This is a genomic window from Bradyrhizobium septentrionale, from assembly GCF_011516645.4.
Taxonomy (GTDB): Bacteria; Pseudomonadota; Alphaproteobacteria; order Rhizobiales; family Xanthobacteraceae; genus Bradyrhizobium; species Bradyrhizobium septentrionale.
The window spans coordinates 8,157,781-8,180,222 of sequence record NZ_CP088285.1 but is presented as its reverse complement, the minus strand read 5'-3'; the positions used below and the strand labels follow the sequence as shown (position 1 = coordinate 8,180,222).

The following is a 22,442-nucleotide window of genomic DNA, read 5'->3' as shown; positions in this document are numbered from 1 at the left end:
CTCGCGTTAATGATGAACCGCGAAAGCGCGCCTTGCGACGGATCCCATCGCTAGGCGCGCAGATGCGAATCAGCTTGAACTTCCGAGACCTGCCCGGATGGCTAGTGCCGGTCTTGTCGGCCGGAAATTGGCCCATATCTCAGCTAAGCCTTAAAGTTCTGCATCACCCCTAACCCCTGGGTTGTCCCAATGCGCGATCCCGTTGAAACCTACATGAACCTCGTACCGATGGTCGTCGAGCAGACCAATCGCGGCGAACGCGCCTACGACATTTTCTCGCGCCTCCTGAAAGAGCGCATCATCTTCGTCACCGGTCCGGTGGAAGACGGCATGTCGACGCTGACCGTCGCGCAGCTGTTGTTCCTCGAGGCCGAGAATCCGAAGAAGGAAATCTCGATGTACATCAACTCGCCGGGTGGCGTGGTGACGTCGGGCCTTGCGATCTACGACACGATGCAGTTCATCCGTCCGCCGGTGTCGACGCTGTGCACCGGGCAGGCGGCCTCGATGGGCTCGCTGCTGCTGGCGGCCGGCGAGAAGGACATGCGCTTCTCGCTGCCGAATTCGCGCATCATGGTGCACCAGCCCTCCGGCGGCTTCCAGGGCCAGGCCACCGACATCATGCTGCACGCGCAGGAGATCCTGAATCTCAAGAAGCGCCTCAACGAGATCTACGTGAAGCACACCGGCCAGACCTACAAGGCGATCGAGGACGCGCTGGAGCGCGACAAGTTCCTCACCGCCGAGGACGCCAAGGCGTTCGGCCTCGTCGACAAGGTCATCGACAAGCGTCCGGAAGACCCGTCGGCGGCCAAGGCTGCTTGACAGGGCTGCCTGACAAGGCCGCCTGATCGGAACAGGCCTCTGGAGGCGTCGGTGTGATCTCCACATTGACGCCTCACATAACCGGCAAAGCAGGACGGGCGGACCCGCCGGCAGGTAACTGCGCGCGGGCGGAAAGTTCCGGTTTCGTGCTCCTATGCTGGAGTGGTAATCCCGCAACGTTCCGTGGATTTCAGCGCGTATTCCACGTGCGATCGTTGAAAATCACGGTATTGTCACGGTCTTGAGCCGGCCATCCGATTAGCGAATTCTTGATAGTCGGGTGCCAGCATGGTTGGCTGTAATGCATCGGCTATGGTCGCGGAGATTCGAATAAACCGTGATCCACACGGTCAGTATTGCGTAGGGTCTTTTTTGGTACGGAATTTGCTCTATCTACCCTTAAGCTCCGGTTGGTGCCGGATTGGGTCGATCTGGCAAGTGATCGAACGGCGGACGGAGATAATGAATGAGTAAGGTCGGCACGAGCGACGCCAAGAACACGCTATACTGCTCGTTCTGCGGCAAGAGCCAGCATGAAGTTCGCAAGCTGATTGCCGGACCGACTGTCTTCATTTGCGACGAGTGTGTCGAACTGTGCATGGACATCATTCGCGAGGAGAACAAATCCTCGCTGGTGAAGTCGCGCGACGGCATCCCGACGCCGAAGGAGATTTGCAAGGTCCTGGACGACTACGTGATCGGTCAGAGCCATGCCAAGAAGGTGCTGTCGGTCGCCGTCCACAATCACTACAAGCGGCTTAACCATCAGACCAAGCACAACGACGTCGAGCTGGCCAAGTCGAACATCCTGCTGATCGGTCCGACCGGTTCGGGCAAGACGTTGCTCGCGCAGACGCTGGCCCGCATCCTCGACGTGCCGTTTACCATGGCTGATGCGACGACGCTGACCGAAGCCGGTTACGTCGGCGAGGACGTCGAGAACATCATCCTGAAGCTGCTGCAGTCGGCCGACTACAACGTCGAGCGCGCGCAGCGCGGCATCGTCTATATCGACGAAATCGACAAGATCAGCCGCAAGTCGGACAATCCCTCGATCACCCGCGACGTGTCGGGCGAGGGCGTCCAGCAGGCGCTGCTGAAGATCATGGAAGGCACGGTGGCCTCGGTCCCGCCGCAGGGCGGCCGCAAGCATCCGCAGCAGGAGTTCCTGCAGGTGGATACCACCAACATCCTGTTCATCTGCGGCGGTGCGTTCTCGGGCCTCGAGAAGATCATCTCCGCGCGCGGCCGTTCGACCTCGATCGGCTTCGCGGCGCAGGTGCTCGCGCCGGAGGACCGCCGCACCGGCGAGATCTTCCGCCACGTCGAGCCGGAAGACCTGCTGAAGTATGGCCTGATCCCGGAATTCGTCGGCCGTCTGCCCGTCGTCGCGACGCTGGAGGACCTCGACGAGGCCTCGCTGAAGAAGATCCTGACCGATCCGAAGAACGCGCTGGTGAAGCAGTACCAGCGGCTGTTCGAGATGGAGAACATCGAGCTGACCTTCGCCGACGAGGCGCTTGGCGCGGTCGCCCGCAGGGCGATCGAGCGCAAGACCGGTGCGCGCGGCCTGCGGTCGATTCTGGAGAGCATCCTGCTCGAGACCATGTTCGACCTCCCGGGCCTCGAAGGCGTCGAGGAAGTCGTGATCTCGCGCGAAGTGGTCGAGGGAACGGCGCGTCCGCTCTACATCTACGCGGATCGCTCGGACCGCGCCGTCGAGAGCAGCGCGAGCGCCTAAAAGCGCTCGTCTCGACCCGCAAAAAATGCAGGGCTGCCGGGCGATCCGGCGGCCGTTGCGGCGCAGCAGCAGCGCCGTTGTGGCATCGCAGTAAATGCCTGTTTAGCCTGAATTTCCGGGCACTTCTCAGACTTGACACCCCCCGGCCTGATAGCCACCTAATGCTATCGGCGAGGGATCTCATGTGTTGAGATTCGTCGCTTTACGATGCGGAATAAGCGACTGCTGACGGCAATCTTTTTCCGGATCACCAAGGCACCTTGTGGCGGTTGCGCAAGCAGGCGGACTGCGTGCAAGGGGGCAAAACAAAAGGATAAGGCCATGACGACCTCAAAACCCCGGCCAACGATCGTCCACGGCGAAAGCCATTCCTATCCGGTGCTGCCGCTCCGCGACATCGTCGTCTTCCCGCACATGATCGTGCCGCTGTTCGTCGGCCGCGAGAAATCGATCCGCGCGCTCGAAGAGGTGATGAAGAACGATGCGTTGATCATGCTCGCGACGCAGAAGAACGCGTCCGATGACGATCCGGCTCCCGATTCAATTTACGAGACCGGTACGCTCGCCAGCGTCCTGCAGCTCCTGAAACTGCCCGACGGCACCGTGAAGGTGCTGGTCGAGGGCCTCGAGCGCGCGCGTGTCGAGAAGTATTCCGATCGCAGCGAGTATTACGAGGCGACCGCGGTCGCGCTCGCCGACGTTGACGCCACCTCGGTCGAAGCCGAGGCGCTGTCGCGTTCGGTCGTGTCCGACTTCGAGAGCTATGTGAAGCTCAACAAGAAGATCTCCGCCGAAGTCGTCGGAGTGGTTCAGGCGATCACCGATTTCGCCAAGCTCGGCGACACCGTTGCCTCGCATCTCGCGGTCAAGATCGCCGACCGGCAGGCCATCCTGGAGACGTTGTCCGTCACGCAGCGCCTGGAGAAGGTGCTGGGCCTGATGGAGAGCGAGATCTCGGTGCTGCAGGTCGAGAAGCGCATCCGCTCGCGCGTCAAGCGCCAGATGGAGAAGACCCAGCGCGAGTATTACCTGAACGAGCAGATGAAGGCGATCCAGAAGGAGCTCGGCGACGACGAAGGTCGCGACGAGCTGGCCGATCTGGAGGAGAAGATCTCCAAGACCAAGCTGTCCAAGGAAGCGCGCGAGAAGGCGCAGCACGAGCTGAAGAAGCTGCGCCAGATGTCGCCGATGTCCGCGGAAGCGACCGTCGTGCGCAACTATCTGGATTGGCTGCTGTCGATCCCGTGGGGCAAGAAGTCCAAGGTCAAGAAGGACCTCGAGGCCGCGCAGGCGGTGTTGGACTCCGATCACTACGGGCTCGAGAAGGTCAAGGACCGCATCGTCGAGTATCTCGCGGTGCAGTCGCGCGCCAACAAGCTGACCGGACCGATCCTTTGCCTGGTCGGGCCTCCCGGCGTCGGCAAGACCTCGCTCGGCAAGTCGATCGCGAAGGCGACCGGCCGCGAGTTCGTGCGCGTGTCGCTCGGCGGCGTGCGTGACGAGGCCGAGATCCGCGGTCACCGCCGCACCTATATCGGCTCGATGCCCGGCAAGATCATCCAGTCGATGCGCAAGGCGAAGACCTCGAACCCGCTGTTCCTGCTGGACGAGATCGACAAGATGGGCGCCGATTTCCGCGGCGATCCGTCGTCGGCGCTGCTTGAGGTTCTGGACCCCGAGCAGAACTCGACCTTCAACGACCACTATTTGGAGGTCGATTACGATCTCTCCAACGTGATGTTCATCACGACCGCGAATACGCTGAATATTCCGGGCCCGCTGATGGACCGCATGGAGATCATCCGGATCGCCGGCTATACCGAGAACGAGAAGGTCGAGATCGCGCGCAAGCACCTTATCCCGAGCGCGCTCTCCAAGCACGGTCTGGACTCCAAGGAATGGTCGATCGACGACGCGGCCTTGCTGTTGATGATCCGCCGCTACACCCGCGAAGCGGGCGTGCGCAACCTGGAGCGTGAGCTCTCCACACTCGCCCGCAAGGCGGTGAAGGAGCTGATGATCTCCAAGAAGAAGTCGGTGAAGGTCACCGAGGCGAATATCGAAGAGTTCCTCGGCGTTCCGAAGTATCGCTTCGGCGAGATCGACGACGAGGATCAGGTCGGTATCGTCACGGGTCTGGCCTGGACCGATGTCGGCGGCGAGCTGTTGACCATCGAAGGCGTCATGATGCCCGGCAAGGGCAAGATGACGGTCACGGGCAATCTGCGCGACGTGATGAAGGAGTCGATCTCGGCGGCGGCGTCTTACGTCCGCTCGCGCGCGATCGTCTACGGCATCGAACCGCCGCTGTTCGACCGCCGCGACATCCACGTTCACGTGCCGGAGGGCGCAACCCCGAAGGACGGTCCGTCCGCCGGCGTGGCGATGGCCACCGCGATCATATCGGTCATGACCGGCATCCCGGTCCGCCATGATGTCGCGATGACCGGCGAGATCACGCTGCGCGGCCGCGTGCTGCCGATCGGCGGTCTGAAGGAGAAGCTGCTGGCTGCCGCGCGCGGCGGCATCAAGACGGTGCTGATCCCGGAGGACAACGCCAAGGATCTCACGGAGATCTCCGATGCGATCAAGGGCGGCATGGATATCATTCCGGTCTCGCGGCTGGATGAGGTCGTCGCCAAGGCGCTGACCCGCGTGCCCGTGCCGATCGTCTGGGACGAGGAGGCCAGCAAGGTCGACGTCAAGCCCGATGCTTCGGATGAAGCGTCCGGTGGCCTGACGGCGCACTAAGCGAGCTCCAGTCGAAATAATGAAACGGCGCCTTCGGGCGCCGTTTTTGTTTTGGTTGCTTGCGAGTCACCGCGGGACGAACAGCTGGCGCAGATGCGCCAGCGCCGGAACTACCGCTTCTTCTCGACGACGAAATTGCCGATCGCCCCGAGCGCCATCAGCACGCTGGTTCCCAAAAACACCGCGCGCATGCCGATATGGCCGCCGATGAATCCGCCGGCGAGCGGGCCGATCACCTGACCGGCATACTGCGCCGAGATCGAGTAGCCCAGCATGCTGCCGGTGACGGCGTCGGGCACGTTGTGCCGGATGACACTGGCGATGCAGGGCAACAGGCCGCCGAGGGCGAGACCCATCAGGAAGCGCAGCAGGATCAGTTGCCAGCCGCTGATCACGAAGGCCTGCGGGATCAACAGCAGCGCCGAGACCGCAAGGCAGATGATGATGATCCGCCAGTGGCCGACGTGATCGGCGAGCTTGCCGAGATGCGACGAGGACAGCAGGCTGCCGAAGGCCGCAGCCGACATCACCAGGCCGGCGACGAAAATCACCTGCGGCGCCTCGACCAGTTGCGCGACATAGACCGTGATGATCGGCTCGATCGACATGTTGGCGATCATCAAGAGCAGGCCCGTTCCCCACATCGCGATCACCGGGCGCTTGTCCGGAACCAGCGACCAGCCGCCGCGCGATTTGGCGCCCTTCGCCGTCTTGGGCCGCGCTTCCTCCTGGATCAGGAAGGTGGTGCCGAGGAAGGTGATGAAGATGACGCCGCCGATCAAGAAGAAGGTCGCGCGGATGCCGATCAGCCCGGGCAGCACGCCGCCGATCAACGGACCAACCAGGCTGCCGGCCATGATGCCGGCCGACAGCACGCCGATCGCCCAACCGGACCGAGCCTTCGGCGTTTGCGCCGCGACCAGCACGGTCGAGCCCGAGGCGTAGCCGCCGAGCAGGCCGGTCAATAGCCGCAAGCCGACCAGCTCATAGACATTGTGCGCCATGCCGATCAGCGACATCGCAATCGCCATGCCGAGGCTGGCGCGGATCAGCATCAGCTTGCGGCCGTAACGATCGGCGAGCCGTCCCCACAGGGGCGCCGTCAGCGCCGCGCTGAAGAACGTTGCGCCATAGGCGATGCCCGACCACTGCACGATGGCGGCATGATCTGAGACCCCGAGCTGCTCGACATAGAGCGGCAGGAACGGCAGCAGCAGCGTCATTCCCACGATCGTGGTGAAGGAGCCGAACACGCAGACGATGAGGTTGCGCCTCCAGGGGCCCGCGTCGAGCATGGCTTCGCGATCGACTTCAGCGTCCATGACTTGAGCGTCCAATACTTTAGCGTCCATGTCAGCGCAGCCCGATGACGGCAAAGCCGCGCGCGCGCAAGCCGCGGCGATCCTCGTTCAGCGAATGCAGCAGCCGATCGCGGGTGGCGGTGATGTGATCGGCCGCCTCGCGCGCGGCAGAATCCGGATCGTTGTCCCTGATGAAGCCGAGGATGCGGCGGTGCTCGCGCCAGGCCTGCTCGCGCGAGGGTTCGGTCCACACCTCAAGCCAGCGTGCCCGCGACAGCCGGGTCATCGCGCCGGCGATCGCCTTGACGATGAAGGGATTGCCGGAGAGCCGCGCGATCTCGACATGGAAATCCGTGCCGACGCGGTGCCATTCCTCGCGCGGCGCGCCGGACTGGCAGGCATCCAGCATCTCCTCGACGCCGGCGATGTCGGCCGCGCTCGCCCGCGCGCAGGCGAGGCGGACGGCCGTCGTTTCCAGTGGAATCCGGAACTCGGCCAGCGCCTCCAACTCGTGCACGGGAGCGAATGTCTGATCGTTAGTGTATCCCGGTTTGGTATCCCAGACTAGGCCGAGCCGGGATACCGGTATTGCTCCCAAGGAGCGGCCAGGAGCCGAGCCGCGGACGATGGAACGGCGCCCGTGGAGCCGCTTTGTTTGACGGAATTGGGAGAACGCGGATGCACGTCGACGGGCAATGCCATTGCGGGTCTGTGACCTATCAGGCCGAGATCGATCCCGAACGAGTATCGATCTGCCATTGCACCGACTGCCAGGCGCTGACCGGCTCGCCCTATCGCGTCACGGTGATCTGCGCCGCCGAGGTCCGGATGACCGCAGGTGCGCCGAAAGTGTACGGCAAGCGGGGCGATAACGGCCGGATCCGCTTCCAGCACTTCTGCGGCGATTGCGGTTCCCCGTTGTTCACGAGCGGTGAGGACGGTGGCCCAGACGACTGGGGTATCCGCTGGGGCAGCATTCGCCAGCGCGGCGAATTGACCCCGCGAAGCCAGCTCTGGTGCCGCTCCGCCGCGCCATGGGTCAATGATCTCAGGGGATTGCCGGCGCGGCCAACCGATTGAGGCTTTGCGGCCTTGCACCTCGGGGGCGGGCGAGGCTAAAGAGGCGCCAGGTAAGGGCGGCTAGCTCAGCTGGTTAGAGCATCTCGTTTACACCGAGATTTTCCGAGAGGTTCCTCACTTTTGTTCGTAGCGAACTAAGTCACTAATATTGCTGGAGTTTTCTACCAGATCTCAATGCTTTTGGTGGGGCACTCCATCGGTGTTTCAACAGCGTTTCAATAGAAGATTGCTGACGTGACGAAAATAAAGCAATAACAGTTGGTTAGGCTGATTTTCTAGGACTCGGTATCACCGAGATGGTCGGCAGGGACGGAGTTTCTCGTTCTTCCCGAGATGGTCTAAGGGCGGTTAGCTCAGCTGGTTAGAGCGCCTGCTTTACACGCAGGATGTCGGCGGTTCGAATCCGTCACCGCCTACCAACTCGGACGCTCATTTCAAACGCCTTGCGCGACGTTTGGCGATCGCCTCAGAATAAAAGCCCGAGATTGCCCCCTTGAAATATTTGAATTTCGTATTATTTACAGATACTTAACGGTTCTTTAGCGGGCCTGTAGGATGGTGATGAGTGCGCTCATTCGCTTGCGCGGCGACGCGCTCTACAATACCGATCACGATCTTGAACCGAGGCTGACGCAACATGACTTATCCAGTAATCACTCCGCCTGGTTCACTTGCGGAGGCTGTCGCCGCTGTAGCGACGCTTTCCGACCCCGAGTTCGAGGTGCTTCTATCCGCGACGTCGACGCCGCGATCGTTTTCGCTTAGCAATCTAGAGGTTGAATTTCTTAAGAAGCAAATTCCCCTTCTTGAGAACAACCTCTCGTACATCCTCAGTGCGCTTGCCTTCCTCTTTACCAAGATCAATGCCGTTCGCGCCAATTCAGGTGGCTCGGACGATTTCATCAGTCCGCTGTTGGATGAACTTGACTTAGGTGACCCCGAAATTGCGGATGTCTTGACGCCCCGTTTGCAACTCTTGTTTAAGGAGAATTCCGAATTTCGGAAATACACCAAGGTGCGCCAGCTGCGCGCCGGTCTGCTGCCGAACGCATTGAGCTTCCGCACAATGCTCGATCTTAGACCCGACTTCGGTCAGGATGAATCGCTTGAATTCCAAGGTTTAGTGAAGATAATTCAATTCAAGGTTACAACCGATTCTGACGATCCCGCTAAGCGGGAGTTTGTGTTTCAATTGGATGATAGTTCGCTTGTTCAACTTGTCAGAGCAGTTGATCGCTTGAAGACCAAGCTGTCTACCCCTGGATACTTGGTGAAAATGAGCCGCTCGACGCTTTCGATCCCCATTTTAGCCAGGAGAGGAAAGTACCAGCCCAGCGCTTTGCAAAGCGCTCCAGCAACGTCGACCCGATCGCGCTTCTTTTTCCGATCGAGGAGCGTCAGCATGCCGCAAACTTCAACAAAGTGAAGCAGAGTGGCTTCACGGCTTCGGCCCAAATTCGCGTCGTGATAGATGAACGCTGTCATCTTGTAGAGATCGTCTAGCCGCAGGTTCAATTGGTGCTTCCTCACTTCCATCATTACGTTTCGGCAATCGGAAGGCCTGTTTTTTAGGGGGTGCGCGCTGGAGTTGCAATGGAACAAAGGTCGAGTTGCGCCGTGTAGGCGTCGACCAATCGTGGGTCGGAGCATGCGCTTCGAGCGTGCTAAGGTCTAACGGGTGTGGTTAGCCCGGACAATTTGCAGCCGTCCATTCAGGGCCCTTCGCGGCGGTAATGCAAGGACTCCAAGGACCGCGGTATCCGCTTCCATCGCTCGGCGGTGGCCCGGTGTAGATGCCACCACCAGGCCCGCTGTAAAGACCTCCGCCGGGTCCGGTGTATAGACCGCCCCCCGGCCCGGAATACATGCCGCCGCCGGGACCTGCGTAAAGACCTCCGCCAGGGCCGGTATAGAGGCGCCGCCAGGTCCGCTGTACAAGCCACCGCCAGGCCCTGAGAAAAGGCCGCCGCCGGGACCCGAGTAGCAAGCTCCACCGGGCCCGGTGTATCCGCGGCATTGCGCAAGCGCCTCAACCGGTAAGAAGCCGGCGATGACGACCGCCAAGATCCGTGTACGCCTTGCACTCAACGTTCGTGTCCTTGATCCTGGCGATTGCCGTTTCTCCGACCGGCTCAGAGACCACGCCCTGGTCACTTCGCTCACGGCAACTTCCACCGGCGGGCGGCTCGTTGTGGCTACTGCGGTCAATAGAGCTTCAATAGCAAATCCGTCTTTGTTCGTTGACCGTTCAGTTAGCGTTCCCGTCGAAGGAAGGGAAGAATACTAGATTTTTCAGCCCCTTGGGAGGGTCTTTCCTCGTTTACACCGAGAGGGTCGGGAGTTCGAATCTCTCGCCGCCTACCAGCTTCGCCCCGCGGGCTACGGCTTGGCAGGCCAGCCTTCGCGTAGAAATGTCCCACTTAATCGGTGCCGCACGGCGAAGCCTGTCACGCCGAAGCTCGAAGAGCGAAGGCGGACTGGCTCACCACCGATCACTGCTGTTCCCCTGCGGACCAAAGTATGATTCCTGTCATCGTCATTCTCGCCGCACAGGTTTGGAATTGACCTCGCTGCGATGCTATTCTCTGCCCATAACCGGGAACCTGATGCATGCGCAAACTCGCCGCGATTCTTCTTCTTGCCATGATTGCCGGACCTGCCTTGGCGCAGGACCATGTGCAGCGCTATCGCGAAGAGATCGAGAAGTCACCGGCGGATACCGCCAACGAACAGCGGCAGCAACGTGCCTACCAGCGCGCGCTCAGCGGCGTGCCGGACCAGAAGCCGACCGACCCGTGGGGCATTGCGCGCAGCGATGGGCAGGGCGCGCCGAAGGCGAATGCCGCCAAAACCACTGCGAAGACGCCTGCGCCGAAGCAGGCCAAGCCGACGAGCGCAGCCGCCAAATAATCCGAGAACGCGGGCCAGGTCGATGAAGTATTACGTCTGCAGATTGACCGGCCCGCGTCCGACCTTTCCGCAGGACATGACGCCGCAGGAAGCCGCCATCATGCAGGCGCACGTCGCCTATTGCGGCGAATTGCTGCGCGCCGGCAAGGCACTGGTCTTCGGTCCCGTAGCCGATCCCGCCGGCGTCTGGGGACTGGGCGTGCTGCAACTGTCCGACGATGCCGATCCGCAGGAGATCGTCGCCAACGATCCCGTCACCAGGGCCAATGCCGGATTCACCTATCAGGTGATACCGATGCTGCGCGCCGCGACGCGCGAGACTTGCTAGCATCGCGCGAAGTCTCTCAACAAGGTTTTGTTCGCATGAACGCAGGCCATCCGCAAAACGCCGATCAGATTGCCTATTGGAACGGGCCGGGCGGCCAGCGCTGGGCCATCAGGCAGGCCGCGCAGGACATCGTGCTGCAGCCGGTGCTCGACCTCTTGATCGATCGCGCCGCCCCGAAACCCGGCGAGCGCGTGGTCGATGTCGGCTGCGGCAGCGGCGCCTCGAGCTTTGCGCTGGCGGCGAAAGTCGCGCCCGATGGCCACGTGCTTGGCGTCGACGTCTCGGAGCCGATGCTGACGCGGGCGCGCCAGAGCGCGCCGCAGGGATTGCCGGTCGAGTTCGCGCTGGCGGATGCGACGGTTTATCCGTTCGCCGGCGAGAGCTTCGACCTGCTGGCCTCGCGCTTCGGCGTGATGTTCTTTGCCGATCCGGCGGTGTCGTTCGCCAACCTGCACAAGGCGATGCGGAAGAGCCGGCGTCTCGCCTTCGCCTGCTGGCAGGAGCCGCGCGAAAATCCCTTCTTCATGGCGCCGCTGCAGGCGGTCTACAAGCACGTGCCGAAACTGCCGCAGCTCGGCCCCGAGGATCCCGGTCCGTTTTCGTTTGCGTCCGAAGCGCGGGTGAAGCGGATCCTGGGCGAGGCCGGTTTCTCCGGCATTGCGATGGAGCCGTGCAAGGTCGAGCTCGACGTCGCTGTTGGCGGTGGCATGGATGCGGCGATCCAGGCCGCGCTCGAGATCGGGCCGGCCAGCCGGGCGCTGGAAGGCCACCCGGACGACGTGCGCGCCGCCGCCATCGCATCGATGCGCGAGGCGCTGAAGCCGTTCGCGAAGGGCGATGCCGTGGCGCTGCCGGGCGCGATCTGGATCGTGACCGCCCGGGCCTGATCAGGCCTTCTCTTCCCAGATCATCGCCAGATGCACGATGGTCTGCACGGCCTTTTCCATGTCCTGACGGCTGACCCATTCGAGCCGCGAATGGAACGCGTGCTCGCCGGCGAAGATGTTCGGGCAGGGCAGTCCCATGAAGGACAGCCGTGAACCGTCGGTGCCGCCGCGGATCGAGGTCCTCACCGGCGTCAGGCCGGCGCGCTCGATCGCCTCGATCGCGTAGGCGACGATCTGCGGGTGGCGATCGATCACCTCCTTCATGTTGCGATATTGCTGCTTGACCTCCATGCGGTAGGTCGAGCGCGGATACGCCTTCATGACGTCCTGCACGATCTCTTCGAGCAGCGCTTCCTTTTGCTTCAGGCCGGCCTCGGTGAAATCGCGCACGATGAAATCGATCCGCGCGTTCTCCAGCGCGCCCGAGATCGCGACGGGATGCAGAAAACCTTCCTTGCCCTCGGTGGTCTCGGGCGAGCAGTGATCCCTCGGCAGGCGATCGACGATCGCGGCGGCGATCTTGATCGCGTGCTCCATCTTGCCCTTGGCGAAGCCCGGATGGGTCGCAACGCCTTCGATGATGATGCTGGCGCCGTCGGCCGAGAAGGTCTCGTCCTCGATATGGCCGGCGGTCTCGCCGTCCATGGTGTAGCCGAAATCGGCCCCGAGCTTTTTGATGTCGACCTTGTCGACGCCGCGGCCGATCTCCTCGTCCGGTGTGAACAGGATCTTGATGGTGCCGTGCTTCACCTGCGGATTGGTGATCAGGAAATGCGCGGCATCCATGATCTCGGCGAGCCCGGCCTTGTTGTCGGCGCCGAGCAAGGTGGTGCCGTCGGTCGTGATGATGTCGTTGCCGATCTGGTCGGCCAGCGCTTCGTGCTCGGCGGCGCGGATCACCTGCGAGGAATCGGCAGGCAACACGATGTCGCCGCCGCGGTAGTTCTTGACGACCTGCGGCTTGACGTTCTTGCCGGTGCAGTCGGGCGAGGTGTCCATGTGCGAGCAGAAGCAGATCACCGGCACTGTCTTGCCGGTGTTGGCCGGGATCGTCGCATAGACGTAGCCATGCGGATCAAGATGCGCGTCCGCTACGCCCATCGCCTGCAACTCGGCAACCAGCAGGCGGCCGAGATTCTTTTGCTTCTCGGTGGAGGGCGTGGTGGGTGAATCCGGGTCGGACTGGGTGTCGATCACGACATAGCGCAGGAAGCGCTCGGTGACGGTGTGCTTGAAGTCGAGAGCCGGTGCCAGCATGAAGACCGCGCAGGGGTGGGGACGAGAATAGGGAGCTTAACAGAAAAGCGCCACTCCGGGGCCGCGTCGCGAGCCGGAATGGCGCTTTGTCTTAACGGAGAGAGTACGAAACCTTAGACGGCTTCCTTCAGCTCCTTGGCGGCGCGGAAGGCGACCTTCTTGCTCGCCTTGATGTGGATCTGCTCGCCGGTCGCCGGGTTACGGCCCATGCGGGCGGCGCGCTTGCGGACCTGGAGGATGCCGAGGCCGACGATCCGGATACGCTCGCCCTTCTTGAGGTGCTTGGTGATCCGGTTGACCATGTCGGTCAGGATCGCCTCGGCCTGCTTCTTGGACAGCTCCTGCTCTTCGGCGATGGCCGCCGCCAGGTGCTTCAGCGTGATCGTCGCCGGTGTCGCTGCTTTCTTCGCCATGTCTGGCCCTCCTCGTTGCTGAATGGCTGGATTGCTTGCTGCTTTCGCGCGAATGGCGTGCCGTTCGCGTCGGGAAAATGCGTCCGAAAAAGTCCTGAAACCGCCGGTTCTGGGAACGGGCAGCGCCGGGCCGGCCACAGGAAACCCAGACCTATCAGGCCTTAGTTGATTCGGGGCTTTACTGACACCGCCGTTCTGCCTGAAAACAGCCGACAACTCGGGCCTTGAGCGCAAAAATGCCCGTGCTGTGCAGGGATCCGGAACGTCCTTGACTAACGGGAAGAGGCCCTTTATGCCCTCGGTCCTGCGCGGATCAATCCGATGATCGGCATCCGCGGGAGTAGCTCAGTTGGTTAGAGCGCCGCCCTGTCACGGCGGAGGCCGCGGGTTCGAGTCCCGTCTCTCGCGCCATTTATTTCAATAACTTAGCAGAGATCGCGGTTCCCAAGGGCGTTTGCTCGGGCGCCGCTGAAGTCGTTTTTGCCCGCCATGTTCCTCGATCAGCCCAGCCTTGGGAGACCGTCAGGACGGCGCGTGGTCGGAGCGTTCCTCCCTTGAAATGAACCTGCGATTTTCGTCCCTGATATCTGCCGCGGCCTGGTCGTAGAGGAACGGCAGGAAGGCGTAGCGCTTGCCGCGCGTGACGAGGCTGACCGCGTGCAGCAGCGAGCATGAGAACACGACGGCGCATCCGGTGGGCGGCTTGAACGACTGCGGCCCGTATTCCGGGAAGCCGATTTCGCCGCCGTCAAAATCGTCATTCAGATTGATTGAAACGGCGAACCGGCGGTGCGCTGTGCCCTTGGTCGTGTTGTCTCGATGCGGCGCAAAGTGGGCGTTGTCGGCGGCGTCGTAACAGCCGACCATGTAACGCTCGATATGCGTCGCCTTGAACTGGTGAACCTTGGCGATCTCGGGAACGATCGCGCGCTCGATCCTCAGATCGACCTGACGTCTGAGCTCGGCGTCTTCAAGCAAAAAGTCCCTGCGCGCCTTGAACCGGAGATCCCTGACGCCGACCGTCTTGCCGTCGATCTCGCGCATCACGCCGGACATCTCGCCGCCGTTGCTTTCGTAGAGACCGATCAGATGTTTGCAGAAGGCCGGTTCGAACACCTGCGGCAGGTACAGGATCGGGGCCTGCAGACGGATCCCGGCGAAGCGATCCGGCGGCGGCAGGGTGCGGAGGCGCGAGATCAGCGCGGCGGTCTGCCCGAACGGAGCCATACCCATCACCCGCAGGGTTGGATCGATCAGAATCCACATCCGCTTGTATCGGGATTGCTCGCCTGGCGTCGAGGCCTGCGGAAGTGCGCCGTAGAGGCGGCTGACGGCGCCGTCGAGATCCAGGAAATATCTGATACCGTTTCGCTCGAGCAGCGTCTCGTTGGCCTTGTCCCTCGCATCGATCGTCACGCCAAAAAACGCCGCGCGCTGTCCGTCGAAAACATCTGTTGCGTCCAAGACCTGCTGGATCACTTCGCGTGCGCCGTCGTCGCCGGCACTGCCGAGAAAGCACAGCGCAAGATAGCGGCCGCCGGCACTCGAAAATGAATAGTTCGGAAGCGAAAGCGTTGCTTGCGAAAACCACGGTGCGGCACTTCCCGGACCCAACGCGGCCGGCCCTCCCTGCGCGCTCTGAACCACTTCAAACTCCAATGAAAAAAGGGCGCTGAAAAATGGAGAGCGTATCTGCTCCCGGTGTCGTCGTCCACCTTGGCCCCATCGCGAGAGCAACTGGGTGACGACGGCCGGGCGGTGATCACATAAAGCGGGATGCTCGCCCGGATCAGGACGCCGCAAAGCCTGCGACGCCGGTCGGCTGATCGGCCTGCCTGGGCTGTGCGGATAACTCCCCGCGCCATTCGGGCGTCAGCCACCACAGCAGGAACAGCAGCGCGATCCCGTTCGACAGCAGGCTTGTCGTCAGCGGCACGTTCATGATCGTCGGAACGGCAATGCCGGAGGAAACCGCGATGAAGCGCGGCGACAAGTGCCGCGAGACCATCGATCCCACCGACAGGATCAGGCCGCACACCAGCGCCGAAAGGGGGGCGAGCGCAAGACCGACCGACGCGATGCCCTCGGTGGCGAGGAACGAGGCATTGAAATTGCCGTCCTGATAGACCGCTCCCAGCGTCGGGCCGAGCGCGCCGTAGGGGCAGGCGATGATGTGCCGCAGGATGGATATCTGGCAGAAGCGCGTCAGCTCGCGGTGCGCGAAGAAGTCGGCGTATTGATCAAGGGCGAGTGACGGGATCGCGGCGAAGCGCAAATTGATGGTGCCGAATACGATGTAGCCCTTGTCGGCAACGAGAACGAAGAACGCTGTCAGACCGATGATCATCGGGATCAGGAATGCGAGCACCGTCGCCAGCCGCGGGCTGAACCGGCCGAACAGCCAGAACAGAAACGGCAGCCAGACCGGCAGCAGCAGAATGGTCTTGTTGTTGAGGACCGGATAGAAGCACAGCGCCAACAGCAACACGGCCGCCGCCGCCAGCCATTGCCGGCGCGACGCAAGATGCGCGAACACATAGGGCAGGACCGCGCCGATGATGATTCCGGTCAGATAGTTGAACAGTGCCGGCCGCGTGACGGCGTTGCGGGCTGTCCCATAGGGATCGCCCACATTGGCGCCGCAGGAGATGTCGGCAATCAGCACGGCGAAGGATGCCCCGAGCAGCAGGACCACGATGCGCCTGATCGCCGCCTCGGACAGGTCGGGCCGCCAAAGGGGACTATTCTGGAACAGGAGAGGGATGACCGCCGCAGTCAGCGCGGCGATCATGGCCCAGCGCGCGATGGCGTGCGGATAATCGAACGCGCTGAAGAAGCTGAGCCAGACGAAGCCGAACACGGCCGACAGCAGCGAGAAGCCCACCAGGTAGCCGAAGCTGAATCGTCCCGCGACGAAGGCCGGGACGAAGATGGCCATGATGGCGGTGCCGAGGATGGCCTGCGCGGTGATGTCGGATCGCCAGACATGCATCCCCGGAAACGCGCGCGCGCAGGCGATCATCGAGGCGATGCTGAGGATGAAGAAGGCGGGGATCGCGACCCCGACAACCAGGTCGTCGCGCGTCAATTTCATCGGCCCGTCCGAATCCGAAAGCTGCGCGACAGCTAGCCGGTCGTCCCTGGACGAAGCAAGTTACGCAAAGTTAAGCCAGGGCCAGGCAACGCCCCGGTCTGTGTTGTTGTGTTTCCGCGCAGCGCTTTGTCACGGCGGCGCCGCATTGAATTTACAGACAGCAACACGCTGCCTCAATCAGGCGAAGAATGCGGCGATCGCGGCGAGGTCGGGCTGTCCGGGCGCGTCGCCGCGCAAATTGGCGTCGATGACGCGGCGGCAGGCGTCGACCGTGTTTGTGTCGCCCAGTTCGTTGGCGGCCTCGAGGATCGACCACACCGTTTCCAAGGGAACATCTAGCGGCGCGTCGCTCTGCGTGGCGGCTTTCGGGTCTGACAGCATCGGCGCGGCCCGGGCTAGAACTCGAACAGGTCGCGGCCGCGCCGCGCCAGCACGTGCAGGTCCGCTACCGTACCGCGCACCGCGTTGCAGCGGCGGCATTCGATGATGGTGTCGCCGGACGCATGCGCCGGATCAGCGACCTTGATCGCCAGGCTGCCGCAATCCGTGCAGATGATCTTGAAGCCGGTAGAAATTACTTGCTGCTGCAAATTCATTGTGGGCCTGCGCCTCTGTTGACGCCGACCTTAACCGAACAATTTTTAAAACTGGGATCGCGGAGCGGATCGCAATCGAACGACCGCGTTAGGATGCGGTTAAGATTTCACCGTAGCCGCGTGGCCCTGCAGCTGAAGCGTCGGTTTGCCGAACGCGGCCGCGGCGGCGCGCACGGCCTCGGACGCATTGACGGTGATGATTCCGACGGCGTGGGCCCAGACCGCGAGATCGGAGGCGCTGTCGCCGGCATAGATGAAGCCTTCGGGAAAGGTCTTCAGCAGCAGGGCCGCCTTGTTCGCGCCCTTGAGATTGTGTTCGCCGTCGGAGGAGAGGACCTGGTCGATAAATGAGAGCCGCGATGCCAGCTTCTCCGCGAGCAGCGCATCGGCCGCGGTCGCCAGCACGATGCGGCGGCCGGCGGCTTTCTCGCGCTCGGCCAGTGCCGCGACGTCCTGATGGAGTTTTATCCGGCTCCAGTCGATGCGCTGGCGCAGTGCCAGCTCGCGCTTCAGCGCGGCACGGCCGCGCACCAGCCATGCGGCGCATGACGCGACGATCAGCGGATTGCGGCGCAGGATCGAGAAGAAGCTCAGATAGAGCAAGTCGCCCTTGATCAGCGTGCCGTCGAGGTCGAGCACCAGCGGCAGTGCCGTTGGCAGGCCAAGCAGCGCGCCCGCTCCGTCAGTGGAGCGCTCGTCCTTCGGCTTCGCAGCGGTTTCGCCGGCGAGGCGATGCTCAGTCATTCGCGGCGCTCAGCCGGGTTGCGACCTTGCACACGTCGATCTCGCGCGCCCCGGTCTCGGTGGTCTTGCAGTCGGGGTAGCCGAACTTGTCGGCAAAGGCCACACCGTCCCGGTCGGAGCTCGAAACGATCAGGACCTGCGGCGCGCCATGATTGGCGGCGCGGAACCTGGCGACCGAGGCGACGTCGGGTGCATCCTGCCAATCCGGCGTGGCGCGCATGAAATCGCGCGCCTCGACATATTGCAGCGGGAAATAGCCGAAATAGCGCGTCGAGGGCAGCGGCGAGGACAGGCCGACGCCGCGGCCCGCAAGGGCCGCGGTCTGCGCGGCGTGCAGGGTCGGGCGAATGCGCCAGGCGAACAGATGGCTGTCGCGCTCAGCGATCAGGTCGGCATTGGCAAAGCTCTGGCCGGGATTGTCGCGGCCGGCGGCGAGCTCGCTCTCCAGCGTCGGCGCCCAGCTCTGGTAGGCGACGGCGCGAACCGCGGTCTGTCCGATCAGGCCCGACAGCGCGGCCAGGCAGAGCGCGCGGGCCAGCGTTGGCGCAGGCTGGCGGCTTGCGATCGCCAGCACGATCGCGATCCCGCTAAAGGGGGCGAGCCGTTCCGACAGCAGCGCCGAGCCGGTCTTGAGATTGAGCAGCGACAGCGCCAGCACCAGGACGAAGAAGACCGGCCACAGCAGGTCGCCCGAACCGAAGCGCCGCAGTGCGACGAAGCTTGCCAGCACGATCGCGCCAAGCACCGGGGCGAGCGCAATCACCTCCCACCAGGTGAAGGTGAAGAGATAGGTCGCGGCCACGATACGGCGGATGATCTGGGCAACGCCGCCCGCGGTGCTCGCCGTCTCGCCGGCAATGTTCTGATAGGCGAGCAGGAAGCTTGCGATCAAGAGCAGGACCGGCAGCGCTGCAGCCGCAGCCCAAATGCCGTCGCGCAGCAGGCGCAGCGCCGCGGCCCTGGTGCCCTGCCGCGCGAATGTCGCGGCGGCGCGCGCGATGCCGTCGGCGGCGAGCAGCAGGCAGGCCGCGACGACCGAGGTGATGTGGGTCAGGTAGAGCGCGGCCAGCAACATCGCAGTCGCGACGAACGCCAGCGCATCGCGGCGCCCGTTGAGGCCGCGCCAGAAGCTCGCAAACAGCAGGAACAGCGGAATGCCGAGCGCGAAATTGTAAAAACCCCAATGGATGAAGACGCCGAAGGCGATCGGCAGTAGCAGCAGCGCCGGCAGCAGCGGCCGCTCGGTCTCGGCGCGGCTGGCGGCGAAGGCCGCAACGATCCAGACCAGGCCATATAGGCTGAGGAAAAGGCTATTGGCGACCAGCGCATCGCCGGTCAGCCGGATCAATCCGGCGAGCAGCAGATAGATCGCCGAGTTCGGCTCGATCCGCGGATTCCATTGATAGAACAACGCCGCCGGCTCTTGCAGCGCGCCGCCCCAGCCGAAGCGGGCGATCAGGTCGGCCTGCGCCAGATGCACCGGCCCGTCCTGGGTCGGCACCAGCTTCACGAGCCAGATCGGACCATCCAGCAGCACGAGCAGTCCCGCGAACAGCAGCGCTACAGCAGCGACACCGAGACTGGCCTTCGGCGTCTCGAACGGAGTTGCGATCGACATGTTAGCGGATCCCGCCGAGACGGATCAGGTCAGAGCTGGTCAGGCTGTTCAGCCAGGGCAGGTCGACAAAGGTCAGCACGCCGAACAGCGCCATGGTGACGGCGGCCGCGATCAGCATCGCCGGCTGCCGCATCAGTTCCTCCGGCCGCGCCGCGGCGGAATCCGGCGTCAGCGCGAGTCGCATATAGGCTGCGAACAGCGCGATCAGCATCGGCACGACGACGAGATATTCGATCCGGTACTTCAGCAGGAAGATCGCCATCATGAAGGCGAAGCCCTGGGCATAGACGAGGCAGCTCGTGACCAGGCTCGAATGGGTATAGACCGCGAAGGAGGGCCGGTAGGCGGCGAGGTTGGCGGTGCCGCCGGCCTCGACGATCGCACGATGCTCGGAGACGCGCTTGGCGGCCATCAGGAAGGCGCCGCCGAACCAGTAGGCGAGCAGGATCGACACCGGCGGGGCGATGCTCGGCACCACAGCGAACCACCCGAACAGGAAGCGCAGCGGATTGTTGAGGGACTCGACGATGACGTCGACGAAGGCACGGTCCTTGGCGCGGATCGGGCGCACGTTGTAGATCACGCCGAACACCGCGAACACGGTCGCGGTCGCGGCGAAGGCGTAGCCGAGCCGGTTGGCGGCAAAGATGCCGACGGCGGTGAGCAGAGCGTATTGCGCAAGCACGATGGTCGGCGACATCGCGGTCTGCACCGCGGGACGTGCGCGCTTGGTCGGGTGCATGGCGTCGAACGGCGCATCGAGCCACTCATTGATGGTGTAGTTGGCCGACGACAGCGCCATTGCGACGAACAGGCAGATGACGAGGCGCTCGGCGAGCGTCGCAAGCTCGATCGGCCCGGTCTGCGACATGATCAGCGCAAACGCGACGCCCGGGATGATCAGCACATGCTTGATCCAGTGGTCGGGCCTCGCGATCGCAATGTAATCGGTGATGCCGGCGGCCGGCTGGGCGTGGTTGGTGACGGACATCGCAATCCTCCAAACTCTGCCTGTCCCGCGTCGGGGCGCCGGCGGGGTAAGACGTGTTGAAAGGGGCAGCGATCATGCCGCCGCACGACGACCGGCTGCCGGCCGCGGCATCAGGCGCGCAACGCGGTTAACGGCGGTAGTGGAGGAGGGGCTTGGCGCGGTTTCCGGTCGGCTCGTCCTGCAGTCGGCTCGCGCGCCGCTGTCGGGGTCTGCGACCACCCTTCGGTGGTCTGAGCTGGAATGGGACAGCTGTTTCAATTCGGCAGGGCACAACAAAAAGCCGCCCGAAGGCGGCCGTTCTGTTTGCCGAAGCCTGAGGAAATCCTAGCGGACCGTCGAGGTGCCCGACGAGGTGATCGCCACCGGCTTACCGGCCTTGATGACCTGGGTCGTCTGGGCGGTTTGGGTGAAATCCGCGTTGTTCCGGGCCGATATGCCGAAAGCCGCAACCGCGATGCCGGCAACGAGGGCAACGACCACAATCTTCAGATGGGTCGAGCGATCAGCTGAATGGATCGAGTGGTTCATGGTCGCCTCCGGGCGTCTGTGCGCCGTCTATGGCAGCTACTGGTAAGGCCGATCTGTTTCCGGATCGTTTCGTGAGTTCCCTGAAATGGTTTCGTGCCACAGGAGGATTGGTTTCACCGTGCCTTGCGTCACACAGGCGGAGAGCCGAAACTGGGCTCAGGCGCGGGACTGCGCTTGGGAGAAAAACAATAATGAAAACAATGAAGATGACCCGCAGGGGCCTGTTGGGAACTGGCTCAGGCGCGGTCGCTGCGGCGATGTTTGGCAAACCAGCCGTTGCCGCTGCCGAGTTCGATTTTAAGCTCGGCGTTGACACCCCGGAAACCCACCCGTTGACAATTCGCCTCGTCGAGGCCGCCAAGGCGGTGGCCGAGCAGTCGGCCGGCCGGGTCAACATCACGGTGTTCTCCAACAGCCAGCTCGGCGGCGACCCGGAAATGCTGTCGCAGGTCCGCGCCGGCGGTATCGAGTTGATGGCGGCGCCCAGCCTGACCCTGTCGATCCTGGTGCCGCTGTCGGGCCTGCCGAGCATCGGCTTCGCCTTCCAGTCCTACGACCAGGTCTGGGCAGCGATGGACGGCGGCGTCGGCGAGACCGTGCGCGAGGCGATCGGCAAGACCGGCCTGATGCCGATGAAGAAGGTCTGGGACAACGGCTTCCGCCAGATCACGTCATCGTCGAGCCGGCAGCTCGGCAGCGTCGACGATCTCAAGGGTTTTAAGATCCGCGTGCCGGTGACGGCATTGCTGACCTCGCTGTTCTCCGGGCTCGGCGCGCTGCCGTCGAGCATCTCCTACAGCGAGCTCTATTCGGCGCTGCAGACCCACATCGTCGAAGGGCAGGAGAATCCGCTGGCGCAGGTCTCGACCGGAAAGCTGTACGAGGTGCAGAAATACTGCGCGCTGTCGAACCATTGCTGGAGCGGCTACTGGATCATCGGTAACCGCCGCGCGATGGCGAGCCTGCCGCCCGATCTGCTGGAGATCATCAACGCAGCGTTCGATGCGGCGGCGGTGATGGAGCGGGCCGACCTCGTCGAGATGGACCGCTCGTTGCAGGCTGAACTGACCGAGAAGGGCATGACGTTCAACAAGCCCGATCCGGTACAGTTCAGGGCCGCGTTGGTGAAGGCCGGCTTCTACACGCAGTGGCAGAAGACCTATGGCGCGGACGCCTGGGCCGCGCTGGAGAAATACACCGGCAAGCTGACGTGACGACATCGGGCAGAGGGCGTGCCGGCCACGCCCTCAAACATGTCGCGGCGGCGTCAGTGGCGCAAAGGGCACACCGTCGGGCTTTCGAGTCCGATTCTCCTTGTTTGTCGTGCGACGGATTGTCTCAACAGCTAAATTGACTTCACGCCGAGACGCTTGGTCCC

General features: G+C 63.1%; 21 protein-coding genes and 2 tRNA genes. 11 read left to right on the top strand and 12 right to left on the bottom strand.

The features are described from left to right. Positions 1 to 189 precede the first annotated feature (189 nt). The 3 genes from HAP48_RS40840 to lon all read left to right on the top strand — a co-directional run bounded on the left by HAP48_RS40840 (position 190) and on the right by lon (position 5,317). Entirely contained in the window at positions 190 to 825 is a 636-nt protein-coding gene (locus HAP48_RS40840) for an ATP-dependent Clp protease proteolytic subunit (protein WP_166205432.1), read from the top strand. Between the two features lie 466 nt (positions 826 to 1,291). After that, entirely contained in the window at positions 1,292 to 2,566 is a 1,275-nt protein-coding gene (clpX, locus tag HAP48_RS40835; RefSeq protein ID WP_029082873.1) for an ATP-dependent Clp protease ATP-binding subunit ClpX, read from the top strand. Between the two features lie 321 nt (positions 2,567 to 2,887). After that, positions 2,888 to 5,317, top strand: a complete 2,430-nt coding sequence (gene lon / locus HAP48_RS40830) for an endopeptidase La (RefSeq protein ID WP_166205431.1) — start codon at positions 2,888 to 2,890, stop codon at positions 5,315 to 5,317. Positions 5,318 to 5,427: 110 nt separating this feature from the next. Here lon and HAP48_RS40825 read toward each other — a convergent pair whose 3' ends face one another. Then, positions 5,428 to 6,639, bottom strand: a complete 1,212-nt coding sequence (locus HAP48_RS40825; RefSeq protein WP_166205430.1) for an MFS transporter — start codon at positions 6,637 to 6,639, stop codon at positions 5,428 to 5,430. Positions 6,640 to 6,670: 31 nt separating this feature from the next. Further along, entirely contained in the window at positions 6,671 to 7,135 is a 465-nt protein-coding gene (locus HAP48_RS40820) for a GntR family transcriptional regulator (protein WP_224496803.1), read from the bottom strand. Between the two features lie 161 nt (positions 7,136 to 7,296). Here HAP48_RS40820 and HAP48_RS40815 point away from each other — a divergent pair, with 161 nt between their 5' ends. The 6 genes from HAP48_RS40815 (at position 7,297) to HAP48_RS40790 (ending at position 11,823) form a co-directional block, all read left to right on the top strand. Next, entirely contained in the window at positions 7,297 to 7,698 is a 402-nt protein-coding gene (locus HAP48_RS40815; protein WP_166205429.1) for a GFA family protein, read from the top strand. Positions 7,699 to 8,040: 342 nt separating this feature from the next. Continuing rightward, positions 8,041 to 8,117, top strand: a tRNA-Val gene (locus HAP48_RS40810). A 218-nt stretch (positions 8,118 to 8,335) separates the two neighbouring features. Next, positions 8,336 to 9,124: a hypothetical protein gene (locus HAP48_RS40805; RefSeq protein ID WP_166205428.1), complete on the top strand. Its 789-nt coding sequence runs from the start codon at positions 8,336 to 8,338 to the stop codon at positions 9,122 to 9,124. 1,184 nt (positions 9,125 to 10,308) lie between these two features. Beyond that, positions 10,309 to 10,608: a hypothetical protein gene (locus HAP48_RS40800; protein ID WP_166205427.1), complete on the top strand. Its 300-nt coding sequence runs from the start codon at positions 10,309 to 10,311 to the stop codon at positions 10,606 to 10,608. A 22-nt stretch (positions 10,609 to 10,630) separates the two neighbouring features. Continuing rightward, positions 10,631 to 10,936, top strand: coding sequence for a YciI family protein (locus tag HAP48_RS40795; RefSeq protein ID WP_166205426.1), 306 nt, complete (start codon positions 10,631 to 10,633; stop codon positions 10,934 to 10,936). A 35-nt stretch (positions 10,937 to 10,971) separates the two neighbouring features. Beyond that, on the top strand, positions 10,972 to 11,823 hold the full coding sequence (locus HAP48_RS40790; protein WP_166205425.1) for a class I SAM-dependent methyltransferase: 852 nt from the start codon (positions 10,972 to 10,974) through the stop codon (positions 11,821 to 11,823). Here the strand turns inward: HAP48_RS40790 and pepT are convergent, their stop codons facing one another. Together pepT and HAP48_RS40780 are read right to left on the bottom strand one after the other, a co-directional pair. Further along, positions 11,824 to 13,080 (bottom strand): peptidase T, encoded by a 1,257-nt coding sequence (gene pepT, locus HAP48_RS40785; protein ID WP_166205424.1) that lies wholly within the window; start codon positions 13,078 to 13,080, stop codon positions 11,824 to 11,826. Positions 13,081 to 13,193: 113 nt separating this feature from the next. Then, positions 13,194 to 13,517 (bottom strand): HU family DNA-binding protein, encoded by a 324-nt coding sequence (locus HAP48_RS40780; RefSeq protein WP_224497113.1) that lies wholly within the window; start codon positions 13,515 to 13,517, stop codon positions 13,194 to 13,196. A gap of 310 nt (positions 13,518 to 13,827) precedes the next feature. Here HAP48_RS40780 and HAP48_RS40775 point away from each other — a divergent pair. Further along, positions 13,828 to 13,904, top strand: a tRNA-Asp gene (locus tag HAP48_RS40775). A 111-nt stretch (positions 13,905 to 14,015) separates the two neighbouring features. Here the strand turns inward: HAP48_RS40775 and HAP48_RS40770 are convergent. From HAP48_RS40770 to HAP48_RS40735, 8 genes are all read right to left on the bottom strand, one after another. Then, on the bottom strand, positions 14,016 to 15,296 hold the full coding sequence (locus tag HAP48_RS40770; RefSeq protein ID WP_224496802.1) for a 2OG-Fe(II) oxygenase: 1,281 nt from the start codon (positions 15,294 to 15,296) through the stop codon (positions 14,016 to 14,018). After that, the gene (locus HAP48_RS40765; protein ID WP_166205423.1) at positions 15,283 to 16,587 is read right to left on the bottom strand and encodes a hypothetical protein; all 1,305 of its coding nucleotides are present in this window, start codon (positions 16,585 to 16,587) and stop codon (positions 15,283 to 15,285) included. Before HAP48_RS40765 ends, HAP48_RS40770 begins: the two co-directional genes overlap by 14 nt. Positions 16,588 to 16,764: 177 nt before the next feature. Beyond that, positions 16,765 to 16,968, bottom strand: a complete 204-nt coding sequence (locus tag HAP48_RS40760) for a hypothetical protein (protein WP_166205422.1) — start codon at positions 16,966 to 16,968, stop codon at positions 16,765 to 16,767. Between the two features lie 14 nt (positions 16,969 to 16,982). Then, entirely contained in the window at positions 16,983 to 17,183 is a 201-nt protein-coding gene (locus tag HAP48_RS40755; protein ID WP_029080746.1) for a hypothetical protein, read from the bottom strand. Positions 17,184 to 17,282: 99 nt separating this feature from the next. Then, on the bottom strand, positions 17,283 to 17,927 hold the full coding sequence (locus HAP48_RS40750; protein ID WP_166205421.1) for a haloacid dehalogenase-like hydrolase: 645 nt from the start codon (positions 17,925 to 17,927) through the stop codon (positions 17,283 to 17,285). Next, on the bottom strand, positions 17,920 to 19,545 hold the full coding sequence (locus HAP48_RS40745; protein ID WP_166205420.1) for a hypothetical protein: 1,626 nt from the start codon (positions 19,543 to 19,545) through the stop codon (positions 17,920 to 17,922). The genes HAP48_RS40750 and HAP48_RS40745 overlap by 8 nt, the downstream gene beginning before the upstream one ends. 1 nt (position 19,546) lies before the next feature. Further along, the gene (locus tag HAP48_RS40740; RefSeq protein ID WP_166205419.1) at positions 19,547 to 20,536 is read right to left on the bottom strand and encodes a UbiA family prenyltransferase; all 990 of its coding nucleotides are present in this window, start codon (positions 20,534 to 20,536) and stop codon (positions 19,547 to 19,549) included. 324 nt (positions 20,537 to 20,860) lie between these two features. Next, positions 20,861 to 21,064 (bottom strand): hypothetical protein, encoded by a 204-nt coding sequence (locus tag HAP48_RS40735; RefSeq protein ID WP_166205418.1) that lies wholly within the window; start codon positions 21,062 to 21,064, stop codon positions 20,861 to 20,863. A 200-nt stretch (positions 21,065 to 21,264) separates the two neighbouring features. On the opposite strand from HAP48_RS40735, the gene HAP48_RS40730 reads away from it, so the two are divergent. After that, positions 21,265 to 22,278 (top strand): TRAP transporter substrate-binding protein, encoded by a 1,014-nt coding sequence (locus HAP48_RS40730; RefSeq protein ID WP_224497112.1) that lies wholly within the window; start codon positions 21,265 to 21,267, stop codon positions 22,276 to 22,278. Positions 22,279 to 22,442 lie beyond the last annotated feature (164 nt).